This window comes from Pseudomonas sp. Root569, from assembly GCF_001427465.1.
Taxonomy (GTDB): Bacteria; Pseudomonadota; Gammaproteobacteria; order Pseudomonadales; family Pseudomonadaceae; genus Aquipseudomonas; species Aquipseudomonas synxantha.
The window spans coordinates 47352-60740 of record NZ_LMGQ01000004.1 but is presented as its reverse complement, the minus strand read 5'-3'; the positions used below and the strand labels follow the sequence as shown (position 1 = coordinate 60740).

The 13389-nt window shown below is 60.8% G+C and carries 11 protein-coding genes and 1 pseudogene; 5 read left to right on the top strand and 7 right to left on the bottom strand.

The annotated features are described in order from the left end of the window. Positions 1-41: 41 nt before the first annotated feature. The gene (locus tag ASD70_RS05205) at positions 42-317 is read right to left on the bottom strand and encodes a DUF1652 domain-containing protein (protein WP_046067938.1); all 276 of its coding nucleotides are present in this window, start codon (positions 315-317) and stop codon (positions 42-44) included. Positions 318-687: 370 nt separating this feature from the next. On the opposite strand from ASD70_RS05205, the gene ASD70_RS05200 reads away from it, so the two are divergent. Next, a complete protein-coding gene (locus ASD70_RS05200) occupies positions 688-888 on the top strand; it encodes a ParD-like family protein (RefSeq protein ID WP_043051061.1) in 201 nt (66 codons plus the stop codon). After that, positions 888-1667: a type I methionyl aminopeptidase gene (gene map / locus ASD70_RS05195; RefSeq protein WP_046067937.1), complete on the top strand. Its 780-nt coding sequence runs from the start codon at positions 888-890 to the stop codon at positions 1665-1667. Before ASD70_RS05200 ends, map begins: the two co-directional genes overlap by 1 nt. Here map and ASD70_RS05190 read toward each other — a convergent pair. After that, the gene (locus ASD70_RS05190) at positions 1642-3228 is read right to left on the bottom strand and encodes a RimK family protein (RefSeq protein ID WP_056845834.1); all 1587 of its coding nucleotides are present in this window, start codon (positions 3226-3228) and stop codon (positions 1642-1644) included. The genes map and ASD70_RS05190 overlap by 26 nt on opposite strands. Before the next feature lie 94 nt (positions 3229-3322). Between ASD70_RS05190 and ASD70_RS29265 the strand changes: the two are divergent. Further along, a pseudogene (locus tag ASD70_RS29265) lies at positions 3323-3760 on the top strand (GNAT family N-acetyltransferase); the annotation flags it as partial. Here the strand turns inward: ASD70_RS29265 and sfnG are convergent. From sfnG to ASD70_RS05160, 5 genes are all read right to left on the bottom strand, one after another. Beyond that, entirely contained in the window at positions 3724-4842 is a 1119-nt protein-coding gene (sfnG, locus tag ASD70_RS05180; RefSeq protein ID WP_056845832.1) for a dimethylsulfone monooxygenase SfnG, read from the bottom strand. The pseudogene ASD70_RS29265 and the gene sfnG sit on opposite strands and share 37 nt — an antisense overlap. 191 nt (positions 4843-5033) lie before the next feature. Further along, complete coding sequence (locus ASD70_RS05175; protein ID WP_046067933.1) at positions 5034-5819, bottom strand: sulfite exporter TauE/SafE family protein; 786 nt, start codon at positions 5817-5819, stop codon at positions 5034-5036. A gap of 91 nt (positions 5820-5910) precedes the next feature. Then, positions 5911-6681, bottom strand: a complete 771-nt coding sequence (locus tag ASD70_RS05170) for a class I SAM-dependent methyltransferase (RefSeq protein WP_056845831.1) — start codon at positions 6679-6681, stop codon at positions 5911-5913. Positions 6682-6740: 59 nt separating this feature from the next. After that, positions 6741-8045, bottom strand: coding sequence for an ATP-binding protein (locus ASD70_RS05165; RefSeq protein WP_046067931.1), 1305 nt, complete (start codon positions 8043-8045; stop codon positions 6741-6743). Between the two features lie 3 nt (positions 8046-8048). Then, positions 8049-8750, bottom strand: coding sequence for a response regulator transcription factor (locus ASD70_RS05160; protein WP_043051055.1), 702 nt, complete (start codon positions 8748-8750; stop codon positions 8049-8051). Positions 8751-9039: 289 nt separating this feature from the next. Between ASD70_RS05160 and ASD70_RS05155 the strand changes: the two genes are divergently transcribed. Both ASD70_RS05155 and ASD70_RS05150 read left to right on the top strand, forming a co-directional pair. Beyond that, entirely contained in the window at positions 9040-10182 is a 1143-nt protein-coding gene (locus ASD70_RS05155; protein WP_046067930.1) for an efflux RND transporter periplasmic adaptor subunit, read from the top strand. 6 nt (positions 10183-10188) lie between these two features. Beyond that, positions 10189-13287 (top strand): efflux RND transporter permease subunit, encoded by a 3099-nt coding sequence (locus ASD70_RS05150; RefSeq protein WP_056845830.1) that lies wholly within the window; start codon positions 10189-10191, stop codon positions 13285-13287. The last annotated feature ends 102 nt before the right edge of the window (positions 13288-13389 follow it).

Here is a 13389-nt window from a genome sequence, read left to right as displayed (position 1 = left end):
GCGAATGCCAGGCCCTGGGTCAACTTAAATTCAAGCCTTAACTAAAAATAACCGCGCGCTCCTGCTCGACGCAGGGCGGGGGTGTGGGTCTGGGTGTGTTTGAGGTCTTCACGCAAACCGGCGATCAGGTTGCAAATGGCTCGACTGCTGTCGAGTTTGTCAGCGTTTATACCTTTGACTTCCAAGTCCACCCGGTCACGGTCACGGTCGTCATACACCTTGATCGTTAACGAAGCATCCTCGGCTTTGGTGCATTCGCACCGTTTAGGCAGAAAACTTCCTTCAATAATGCTGCGAAGTTCAAGTTCCGAAAGCATGGCCAACCTCTCCTTTTTTGAGACTGCCAATCAGTTTCTTATGGGCTTGGCAGGCGCTGGCCTGCCCCGTCTTGCCAACCCTGGCAGACGCCTGTACTCACCAAGCCTACTCGGCAAATCCCGGCGTTGTTGTAACTTTTCCTCATAAGCAACCTACCGTTTAATATGAAGCAGATTGCGGCCTTGAAATAATCGTCGAACCACTTCGATTAAACGTTTAACCCTGCACATCAGGGTAAACAGCAAAGTGAGCCGAAGCTCTTTTCGGCAACATGTAGCAACTATAAGGCGGGTAATCTGGCCCGTGGGGTTTACTTGAAGTATACGAAACGTATACGCTTTGTATATCAACCCCGAACAGTGAAACCTCATGGGCATCGTCAAGATCACCGACCAACTGCACGAACAGCTTCGCCTGGCCAGCGCCGCCATGGACCGCTCCATCAACGCCCAGGCCGAGTTCTGGATCAAGATCGGCCTGCTCGCCGAACTCAACCCACACCTGCCTTACAACGAGCTGATAAACAAGCTGTTGCTGGACAAGCCCGACCTGATCCGGGGGCGCAACTGATGATCAAGACCGCCGCGCAATTGGCCGTGATGCGTGAATCCGGGCGCCTGTTGGCCCAGGTGTTCGACATGCTCGACGGCTTTGTCGCCGCCGGCCGCTCAACCCTGGAACTGGACAGCGCCGTCGAAGCCTTCATCCGCCACGAACTCAAGGCCCGCCCCGCCAGCCTGGGCCAGTATGACTACCCCTTCTGCATCAACACCTCGATCAACGAAGTGGTGTGCCACGGCATGCCCAGCGCCAAGCAGTTCCTCAAGGACGGCGACATCATCAACATCGACATCACCCTGGAAAAAGGCGGTTTTATTGCCGACTCCAGCAAGATGTACATGATCGGTAACGTGGCGCCCAAGGCCAAACGCTTGGTGGAAATGACCTTCGAGGCCATGTGGGCCGGTATCCGCCAGGTCAAGCCTGGCGCGCGCCTGGGTGATATCGGTCATGCGATCCAGAGCCACGCCCAGGCCAACGGCTACAGCGTGGTGCGCGAATACTGCGGCCATGGCATCGGCCGGCAGATGCATGAAGAGCCGCAGATCCTGCACTTTGGCCGCCCCGGCACCGGCCTGGAGTTGCGCGAGGGCATGGTGTTTACCATCGAACCGATGCTTAACCAGGGCAGCGCCAAGGTGCGCAGCCTGAAGGACGGCTGGACGGTGGTGACCAAGGACAACAGCCTGTCGGCGCAGTGGGAGCATACCGTGGCGGTAACGGCGGATGGGTTTGAAGTGCTGACCCTGCAAACGCCGGTTTTCACCACACCTGGCCCTGGCGTTTAAGCTCAAGGCGCCGCACGAACTCCTCCAGTACGAGGCCATACAGGTCGTCCTGCAGGTAGGCGTCTTCGATGCCCGCATCCAGGTTGGGATTGTCGTTGACCTCGATTACCACCACTTTGTCGCCGGACTGCTTTAGGTCAACGCCATAGAGGCCGTCGCCGATCAGGTTGGCGGTCTTCACGGCCAGCTCCACCACGGCCTTGGGCGCTTCGTGGACCGCCAGGGTGCGGCACTCGCCGTTGATGGCCTGGCCGATGGCCTTGTGGTTGTAGATCTGCCAATGGCCCTTGGACATGAAGTACTGGCAGGCAAAGATCGGTTTACGGTTGAGCACGCCGATGCGCCAGTCGTATTCGGTGTAGAAGAACTCCTGGGCCAGCAACAGCACCGAATGCTCGAACAGCTCGGCGGTGGCCTTGAGCAACGCCGCCTGGCTTTCGACCTTGATCACCCCGCGGGAGAAACAGCCATCGGGGATCTTCAGTACCAGCGGAAAGCCCAGGCGCTCGCCGACGCGTTCAAAGTCCTGCGGTCGTTCCTTGTAGAGAATCTCGGTCGCTGGCATGCCCAGTTGGTGACTGTTCAACAGGTCGGTGAGGTAGACCTTGTTGGTGCAGCGCAGGATCGATGCGGGGTCATCCATGACCACCAGGCCTTCGCTTTCGGCTTTCTTGGCGAAGCGATAGGTATGGTTGTCGACGCTGGTGGTCTCACGGATCAGCAAGGCGTCGTATTCGGCCAGGCGTGCGTAATCCTTGCGTTCGATCAACTCCACATCGATGCCCAGGCCCTTGCCGACCCGTATGAAGTTTTCCAGGGCACGGGGGTTGGACGGAGGCAGTTGCTCCTGGGGATCGTGAAGAATTGCCAGGTCATAACGGGCCAATCGGCGCGAGCGTGGCTGACGCCAGACTTTGCGGCTGAAGTTGTCGAGGGCGTGGGCGAATTGGTCTTCCTGATCGTCGCGTAACTTGTGCAATACGCCGGACTTCACCCCTTCGATATGCCAGCCATTATGTTGACGGAACTCAACCAGCAAGATCGGGCAGGGAAAGGTTTCAAATAACTGGCGCGCCAACTCTTGCAAGGGTTCTATCGTCGTTCGACCAAAATACAGGGTCAGGGTAAAGCCTTCGGTATTGCTGTAGAGATGATGACTCAAGGCTTTTTCGAGGGTTTTATCCAGGTCATCCAGGGCCAGGCCATACAGGGCCTTCCTGGTCAGCTCACTGATGGTGCGCACCGATGGAATCACCTTGTGCCCACGTGCCTCGGCCAGCAACGAGCAATAGTAGCCGTGCCCCAGGTACTTGTAGCTGCGGCACAGATTGATCACCTGCACACGCTTGCCCGTCTCGTTTTTCCGGGTCTGCTCCAGGTATTGCTGGGCAGTGACAATGTCTTCGCTGGGGAAGTAAGAGGCCCAATCTTCCTTGCGTTCGACAATAATTACGACTTGGCTTGAACTTAGGAGTGGCGCGGATAAATAACCGTTGGAGGTTATTGTCGCCGCGACTGTTTGCTCGGATACTTGACGCCAATGACTGTGTACCGCCGACATAATAGTTGATCCGCTTTAGAGAACTCGACCTTTTCTATTAAGCACGATCTTTTAGGGAAGTCCCGTTTCGTTACGCAACTTTTACGGTGGTCTTATGGCGCTTTTCTTTCGCGTTGCAACCCTCGACGATGTACCTGCATTAGTGGCGCTGGAACAGCAGTGTTTTCGTAGTGACCGGCTGTCACCGCGCAGTCTGCGCTGGATGATCAGCCGGGCCAATGGTCAGTTGTGGCTTGTGCAGCAGCACGGGCAATTGCTCGGCTATGGGCTGGTGCTGTTTCGTCGCGGCACCCGCCTGGCACGCTTGTATTCCATCGCTATTGCCGAGCACGCTCGAGGCATGGGCCTGGGCCATCAGTTGCTGGGGCACATCGAAGCCTGCGCCCTGGCCAACAATTGCGCGTCCCTGCGACTGCAAGTGCGCACCGACAACCCCGGCGCACTCGCCCTGTACGAGCGCAACGGCTATCAGCGCTTTGCCTGGGTCGATGACTACTACGAAGACCACACCGCTGCCCTGTGCCTGGAAAAACCGCTCACGCCTGCATCGGCCGTGGCTTCCAACTCGCGCACCAGCGGCAATACACGTTTGCCGAAGTACTCCACCTCTTCCTGAAAGTGCAGGAAGCCCGCGAGCACCAGGTCCACACCCACGGCCTTGAGCGCGACGATACGTTCGGCGATCTGTTGTGGTGTGCCGATCAGGTTGGTCTTGAAGCCATCGTTGTACTGCACCAGGTCCTCAAAGCTGGACTTGGCCCAGTTGCCCTCACCCTCCGGTGATGCCCTGCCCGCTTGTTTGGCGGCATCCCCAAAGGCGTTGACGGCCTCCGGGTCGGCCTTGTCGATGATTTCTGCCAGCACGGCCCGCGCTTCTTCTTCGGTATCGCGGGCGATCACAAAGGCGTTCACGCCGACCTTGACCGAATGGTGGTTGGCAGCGGCCTTGGCGCGGATGTCATCGACCTGGGCCTTGATGCCTTCGGGGGTGTTGCCGTTGGTGAAATACCAGTCTGAAACCCTTGCTGCCATGTCCCGCGCCGCCCTTGAGCTGCCGCCCTGGAAAATCTCCGGTTGACCCAACGGCTTGGGCTTGAGGGTGTAGTTGTTGAAACGGTAGAAGTCGCCCTTGAAGGTGAAATCGTCTTGGGTCCAGATGCCTTTGAGGGTGCGAATGAACTCTTCGGAACGACGGTAGCGCTCATCGTGCTCCAGCCAGGGTTCGCCAATGGCCTGGAACTCGCCCTTGAACCAGCCACTGACGATATTCACCGCGATACGGCCGTTGGTGAGCTGGTCGATGGTTGCCAACTGCTTGGCCGCCAGCGCCGGTTGCCAGGGACCTGGCAGGATCGCCGCGATCACCTTGAGCGTGGTGGTTGCCGCCAGCAACGCATGGCTGAACGCTACGGACTCGTGCTGGTTTTCGGCGCCGTAACCGGCGGTGAAACGAATCTGCGTCAGGCCATACTCGAAGCCGGCGGCTTCGGCCAGTTGCGCCAGCTTGCGGTTGTAATCGATGCCCCAATGGGTACGTTGTTCGATCCTGCTCACCACCAGCCCACCGCTGACGTTGGGCACCCAATAGGCAAATTTCACGGCTTGCTGGCTCATCGAACACTACCTCACACGAAAGGATGTAAGGGTGCTGGAGCAGCAAGCGTGCCAGACTCAGGCAAAGGCCCGCGCCATGGGTGTTGCAGTAGAAATGCCAACTTGGATCATCCGGCGGCTAATGTCGGGGATCACAGTGATTTGTCGATAGGCTGTTGCTGGAGCAACACTTACTGGGGCAAATGTGCAGCTTAGAACGCCAGCTTGTAACCCACGGCCATCAACATCACCGCCAGGCACGGGCGCAATACGCCGTCTGGAATCCTGCCAGTCATATGGCTGCCGAAGTAGATCCCCGGCAACGAGCCCATCAGCAAAAAGCCCAGCAGATGCCAATCCATATTGCCCATGCTCGCGTGGCCCAGGCCCGCCACCAGGGTCAGGGGCACGGCGTGGGCGATTTCGGTGCCGACCAGCCGCCGCGTGGCCAGGAACGGATACAGGATAAACAGTGCCACCGTGCCCAGGGCGCCGGCGCCGATGGAGGTCAAGGCCACCATCGTACCGAGGACCGCGCCGGTGACCACGGTCAGTGCGTTCAGGTTGCGCGGGCGCATATGGTAGTCGTCGCCGGCATGGCGCTGGGCAAAGGCCAACAGGCTTTTCTTGAACAGGATCGCCAGGGCTGTGAGCAGCAACACCACGCCGAGGGCCTGCTTGATCACGGCGTTCATTGCGCTGGGGTCGGTGTGCAGGCTGGCGAGGAACCATAAGGTCAACAACACTGCCGGCACGCTGCCCAGGGTCAGCCAGCCGGTGATGCTCCAGTCGATGTTCTTGTTCTTGCCGTGCACCAGCACGCCACCGGACTTGGTGATGGCGGCATATAACAAGTCGGTGCCAACCGCAGTGGCCGGGTTGATACCGAACCACAACAGGATCGGCGTCATCAGCGAGCCCCCGCCTACACCGGTCATACCCACGATAAACCCCACGATCAGGCCGGCCACCACAAAACCAAAATTACCTACATCCATTACAGCTACCTGCGGCCTTATAAATTTCTGGCCGCAGGATAGCGATTTTTCTTATAACTACTTATACCAATGTGATCTGACTTTATGCCTTTTAGCTCAGTCGCTCACACAAGTACGCCTGGGTCTGGTATGGGAAGGCTACGGTATCGCGGCCTCGCAGGGCGGGATGGGTGTCGATCAAGGTGCGCAATTGCGCGGTGACTGTGGCTTTTTCCGCAGGTGGCAGCGCCGCGATAAAACTCACCGACAGGAATCGATCCATGATCACTTCCTGGGGGCTGCCCACGTGCTGGTAGGCAAAACAGGTCATTTGCGGAGCGCCAAAGTACTCACCGGTGAAGGCTTCGCGCCAACGTCCGCTATGAAAGCGCGGGGTGTCGCCCTCATACGGGGTGATGATCTCAGTGATCGCCGCCACCCAGTCCACCGACTCATCACGTACATTCCACACCAACCCCAATCGCCCGCCAGGCTTGAGCACACGGTGGATTTCCGCCAGTGCAGCGTGGGTGGAGAACCAGTGGAATGCCTGGGCACACACCAGGGCATCGGCGCTGGCGGACGCCAAGGGGATGGACTCGGCGGTGCCGTCGAGCAGGCGTACATCCGGCAATAGCTTGGCCAACTGCGCGCCCATCTCTGCCACTGGCTCGACCGCAATCAGAGTCGGCGCCAGGCTGCTGAGCAAGCGGGTGAACTTGCCAGTGCCGGCGCCGAGGTCGATCACCGTCGATTGCGAATTGATCTGCAGCGCCTCGGCCAGCCAGGCGGTCAGTTGGCGCGGATAGTCCGGTCGGCCTTGGGCGTAGGTGACGGCCTGGGTCGAGAAACCCTGTTGAGCAGACGTGTGAACACCAGTCATTGCCAATCTCTCCTCGGGTAAAGCGGGGCGCACAGTGTGCGCCCTTCCCCGCGGTTTTTCTAATCGGTTCGAGTGGGCAGCCACACCCGAAACCGCGCACCACCCAGGGGCGACGCCAGGGCCGTCAAGGTGCCGCCCTGAGCTTCCAGGGCACGCCGGCTGATCGCCAGGCCAAGGCCGAAACCGCCGGTGGCGCGGTCACGACTGCGATCCAGGCGGTAGAACGGCTCGAAGATGCGCTCGCGTTGATCCGCCGGAATGCCGATGCCATCGTCATCCACCCAGATTTCACAGCCGTTGGGGCACACCTTGACGCCCACCTGGATGCGCTTGTCGCAGTAACGCGTAGCGTTGCGCAGCAAATTCTGCAACGCCCGGGCAGTGAGGCGCGGGTCGAGGCTGAAACGCTCAACCGTGCAGTCGAGCACCACATCGATGACGATCTCCGGGTTTTCCAGCTCATCGTCGACACTGCCCAGCACGCTGTCGATAAACTCGTCCAGCGCCACTTCTACTCGCTCGGGCAATTGCGCCGGGTTTTGCAGGCGGCTGTAAGAGAGCAACTCCAGCACCAGCTCGTCCAGCTCGCGAATATGCGCCACCAGGCTTTGCAAGCGCTCGCGACTGGCCTCGGGCAAGTCTTCGGAGAGCGCCAGGGCCAGGCCGAAGTCCAGGCGTGTGAGCGGCGTGCGCAGTTCATGGGAGACCGCATTGAGCAAATCACGCTGCTGGTTGAGCAGGTGCTCGATATCGTCCGCCATGGTATCGAACACAGCCGCCAGGCTGCCGATGCTGGAACTGGGCGGCAGTCGCGTGCGCTCCCCCAGGTGGCCCTTGCCCAACAGTGCGGCGGTGCTTTTCAGGCGTTCCAGGTCACGCCAGTGCGGGCGCAGCCAGACCAGCAGGCACGCCAACAGTGCCGCGCCGATCAGCACGTTCATCGACCAATACAGCAGGTTCATGTCCAGCGGATCCGGCGGCACGGTGAGTTTGACCGCGAACTGCTGGTTGATCGGCGAGCTGATTTCTTCCATCCAGCCCCACTCGCCCAGGCGGATCACCGGCTTGCCTTGCTCCAGCAGCTGTTCTTCCTGGGGTGTGTAGCGGGCGTCCTGGCGCAGCAGCAGCTCGACCTTCAGCGGCGCGAAATCCTGGCTCAGCTGGTCGGTGACCTGGGACCAGCGCTCCACCGGCGCGCGCTGGTATTGCTTGACCATCAATTTTTGCAGGCCACGGGACTGCTCGACGTTGTAGTCCATGTAGCGGTGTTCGAACAGCTGGATCACCAGCTTGGGAATCAGGAAAATCGCCGCGCTATAAGTCACGATGGTGATCAGATAGAGGCGTAGCAGCACACGGAACATGGTTCAGCATTCCCACTCGGAACGGCTGAACAGATAGCCCTTGCCCCACACAGTCTTGATCTTGCGCGCCTCGCCGGCGTGGTCGTCGAACTTGCGGCGCAGCTTGGAGATCGCCACGTCCACCGAGCGATCGGTGCCGTTGAACTCGATACCGCGCAGGCGCTGCAGGATCTGGTCGCGGCTGAGCACTTCGCCGGCATGCCGGGCCAGCACCACCAGCAGGTTGTATTCACCGCTGGACAGCTCCACTGCCTGCTCGCGCCAGGTCACGGTGCGCTCCGACAGGTCGATGCACAGGTTGCCCATGATGATCCGGTCGTTGGCCACCTGGGGTTCGGACAGGCTGCTGCGGCGCAGCAGCGTACGCACCCGGGCCAGCAGCACACGCGGCTCGCAGGGCTTGGTGACATAGTCGTCGGCGCCCATCTCCAGGCCCAGTACCTGGTCATGGCTGTCGTCGCGGGCGGTCAGCATCAGGATCGGCAGGCCCGCCGAGTCGGCGCGCAACAGGCGGCAGACCTGCAGGCCGTCGAGGCCCGGCAACATCAGGTCGAGGATCACCAGGTCCGGTGGGTTCAGGCGCGCACGTTCGCGCACATGGTCGCCACGGCTGAGCACGCAGACGTGGTAGCCGTTGCGTTCCAGGTAGCTGGCAATCAGCTCGGAGAGTGCGGCGTCGTCTTCGACCAGGAGGATGTTGGGCATGGAGGTGTTTCCAGAAAATACAGTGATAAGTCGTACACAAATCCCATGTGGGAGGGGGCTTGCTCCCGATAGCGGTGGATCAGTCAACCCTTGTGCAACTGATCCACTGCCATCGGGAGCAAGCCCCCTCCCACATTTGATCTTCATTGTAAGCAAGGTTGTGCAAGGATATACGCCACCGACGCCACGCGCGCCGTACCTTACACTTCTTCACACACGACCTACACAGCTTCACAGCACCACGGCGCAGGTGTCCTTAGGATGCGCCAGTCAATATTGGGATAAGAGCATGTCGAAGAATCTATTTGCGCCGTTTTGCCTGTTGGCCCTCACACTGGCGCTGAGCGCGTGTGGTCAGTCTGCAGACGAGGCGCCACAAATGCCCCTGGCCAAAGTGCGCATCGAAACCCTGCAGGCCAAGCCCCTGTCCATCACCAACGAACTGAGCGGGCGTATCGCCGCGCCGCGGATTGCCGAAGTGCGCGCCCGGGTTGCCGGCGTGGTCATGCAGCGGGTGTTCAACGAAGGGCGCGATGTGAAACAGGGCGACGTGCTGTTCCGTATTGACCCCGCGCCGTTCAAGGCTGACCTGGACAGCGCCCAGGCCAACCTGAGCAAGGCCGAGGCCAATGCCTTCCAGGCACGCTTGCAGGAGCAGCGTTACAGCCAGTTGGTTGAAGGCAACGCCATCAGCGGCCAGGAATACGACAACGCCCGTGCTGCCTTGCGCCAGGCCAACGCCGAAATCGCCGCCAACAAGGCCGCCGTCGAGCGTGCCAAGTTGAACCTGGGCTATGCCACTGTGACGGCGCCGATTTCCGGGCGCATCGGCCGCGCCCTGGTCACCGAGGGCGCGTTGGTCGGCCAGAACGAAGCCACACCGCTGGCGATCATCCAGCAACTGGACCCGATCCACGCTGACCTCACCCAGTCCACCCGAGAGTTGAATGACCTGCGCCGCGCCTTTCGCGCCGGCAGCTTGAAGCAGGTCGGCCAGGACCAGGCCAAGGCCACCCTGATCGAGGATGACGGCAGCCTGTACCCGTTGCCGGGCAAATTGCTGTTCGCCGAGATCAGCGTCGACCCTGGCACCGGGCAGATCACGCTGCGCAGCGAGTTCCCCAACCCGGACCTCGACCTGTTGCCCGGCAGTTTCGTCCGGGTGCGCCTGGAGCAGGCCGTGGACAAGCAAGGCATCAGTGTGCCGCAACGCGCCATCACCCGTGACAGTGCCGGTATCCCGATGGTGCTGCTGCTGGACGCCGAGCAGACCGTCAGCCAGCAACCGGTGGAATTGGGTGCGGTGATCGAGGATCGCTGGATCGTCACCAGCGGCCTCAAGCCCGGCGACCGCATCATCGTCGAGGGCCTGCAACACGCGCGCCCCGGTGAAAAAGTTGAAGTGGACGACAGCCCGCTCGTAAAGGAATAACCCGTCATGCCGCAGTTCTTTATTGACCGCCCGATTTTTGCCTGGGTGGTGGCCCTGTTTATCCTGCTGGCTGGCTTCCTGGCGATCCCGCAGTTGCCGGTAGCCCAGTACCCCAACGTCGCGCCACCGAAGGTGGAAATCTACGCGGTGTACCCAGGTGCTTCGGCCCAAACCCTGGATGAAAGCGTGGTCAGCCTGATCGAGCAGGAGCTCAACGGTGCCGATCACCTGCTGTATTTCGAATCCCAGAGCAGCCTGGGTTCGGCGACGATCACCGCGACCTTCCAGCCGGGCACCGACCCGGAAATGGCCCAAGTGGATGTGCAGAACCGCCTCAAGGTGGTCGAGCCGCGACTGCCGCAAGCCGTGACCCAACAAGGCTTGCAGGTGGAAAAAGTCTCCGCCGGCTTCCTGCTGCTGGTGACCTTGACCTCCAACGACGGCAAGCTCGATGACGTGGCGCTCAGCGATTACCTGGCGCGCAACGTGATGAACGAACTCAAGCGCCTGGACGGCGTCGGCAAGGCCCAGCTGTATGGCGCCGAACGCGCCATGCGCATCTGGATCGACCCGCAGAAGCTGATCGGTTTCAACCTCACGCCGGCCGATGTCAACGCGGCGATCAGCGCCCAGAACGCCCAGGTCTCGGCGGGCAGCATCGGTGACTTGCCGGGCACCAATACTCAGGAAATCACCGCGGCGATCCTGGTCAAGGGCCAATTGTCGACCCCTGCGGAGTTCGCCGACATCGTGCTCAAGGCCAACCCCGACGGCTCTACCGTACGCATCGGTGATGTGGCGCGGGTCGAAGTCGGCAGCCAGGAATACCAGTTCTCTACTCGCCTGAACGGCAAGCCCTCCACCGCCGTCAGCGTGCAATTGTCGCCGGGCGCCAACGCGCTGAGCACCGCAACCCTGGTGCGGGCAAAGATGGACGAACTGTCGCGCTATTTCCCGGCCAATGTGGAATACAAGATCCCCTACGACACCTCGCCGTTCGTCAAGGTCTCGATCACCAAGGTGGTCTACACCTTGCTTGAGGCCATGGCGTTGGTGTTTGCGGTGATGTTTCTGTTCCTGCAGAACGTGCGCTACACCTTGATCCCTACCCTGGTGGTGCCGATTGCGCTGATGGGCACCTTTGCCACCATGCTGTTGCTGGGTTTCTCGATCAACGTACTGACCATGTTCGGCATGGTGCTGGCCATCGGCATCCTGGTGGACGATGCCATCGTGGTGGTGGAAAACGTCGAGCGCATCATGGCCACCGAGGGCCTGTCGCCCAAGGACGCGACGAAAAAAGCCATGGGCCAGATCACCGGGGCCATCATCGGTATCACCCTGGTGCTGGTGGCGGTGTTCCTGCCGATGGCGTTCATGCCAGGTTCTGTGGGAGTGATCTACCAGCAGTTCTCGCTGTCGATGGCCACCTCGATCCTGTTCTCGGCGTTCCTCGCCCTGACCTTGACCCCGGCCCTGTGCGCCACCTTGCTCAAGCCGATTGCCCAGGGCGAGCACCATGCCAAGGGCGGTTTCTTCGGCTGGTTCAACAAGCGCTTTGACCAACTCACCAACCGCTATGAAGGCTGGGTGGCGTACGCCCTCAAGCGCAGCGGCCGCTACCTGCTGATCTACCTGGTATTGCTGGTGGGCATGGGGCTGTTGTTCAGCCGTTTGCCCTCCTCGTTCCTGCCGGTGGAAGACCAGGGCTACACCATCACCGATATTCAGCTGCCGCCGGGCGCCAGCAAGAACCGCACGGTGCAGGTGGCCGAGCAGATCGAGGCGCACAACGCCGAGGAGCCAGGGGTGGGTGACACCACCATGATCATGGGCTTCAGTTTCTCCGGCGCCGGGCAGAACGCGGCGCTGGCGTTTACCACGCTCAAGGACTGGTCACAGCGCGGCAGCGATGACTCGGCAGCGTCGATTGCAGACCGCGCCAACATGGCCTTCAGCGAACTCAAGGATGCGATTGCCTATGCGATCCTGCCACCACCGGTGGATGGCCTTGGCACCTCCAGCGGGTTCGAGTTCCGCTTGCAGGACCGCGGTGGCGTCGGCCATGCCGGGTTGATGGCCGCACGTACCGAATTGCTGGACGCGGCGGCGAAAAGCCCGATCCTGGCCAACGTGCGCGAAAGTGCCCTGGCCGAAGCGCCGCAAGTGCAGCTGGAAGTCGACCGCAAGCAGGCCAATGCCTTGGGCGTGTCGTTCGCCGATGTGGGCAATGTGCTGTCTTCCGCGATCGGCTCGGCTTACGTCAATGACTTCCCCAACCAGGGCCGCATGCAGCGCGTGGTGGTGCAAGCCGAAGGCGACCAGCGCAGCCAGGTTGCCGACCTGATGAAGATCAACGTGCGCAACAACGCCGGCAAGATGGTGCCGCTGTCGGCCTTTGTCGAAGCCAAGTGGACCCAGGGCCCGACACAGTTGACCCGTTACAACGGCTACCCGGCCATCGCCATCAGCGGTGAAGCGGCGCCGGGGCACAGCACCGGCGAGGCCATGGAGGAAATCCAGCGCCTGGTCAGCCAGTTGCCTGCGGGCCTGGGCCAGGAATGGACCGGCTTGTCCTTGCAGGAACGCCTGTCCGGCTCCCAGGCACCGTTGCTGCTGGTGCTGTCGTTGCTGATCGTGTTCCTGTGCCTGGCTGCCTTGTACGAAAGCTGGTCGATCCCGACTTCGGTGTTGCTGGTGGTGCCCCTGGGCGTGCTTGGCGCAGTCCTGGCTGTGTCCCTGCGTGGCATGCCTAACGATGTGTTCTTCAAGGTCGGCCTGATCACCATCATCGGCCTGTCGGCGAAGAACGCGATCCTGATCATCGAGTTCGCCAAGGACCTGTATGACCAGGGCGAGGACTTGATCGACGCCACCCTGAAGGCTGCACGGTTACGACTGCGACCAATCATCATGACCTCGCTGGCGTTTATCCTCGGCGTTGTGCCGCTGGCAATTGCCAGCGGGGCCAGTTCGGCCAGCCAGCAGGCGATTGGTACCGGTGTGATTGGCGGGATGATCACGGCGACCTTGGCGGTGGTGTTTGTGCCGGTGTTCTTTGTGGTGGTGATGAAGCTGGTGCGCAAGCGACACAACAAAGATTAATCCAATGTGGGAGGGGGCTTGCTCCCGATGGCGGTGTATCAGTCAGCATATTTGGCACTGATACACTGCCATCGGGAGCAAGCCCCCTCCCACAGGATCAGG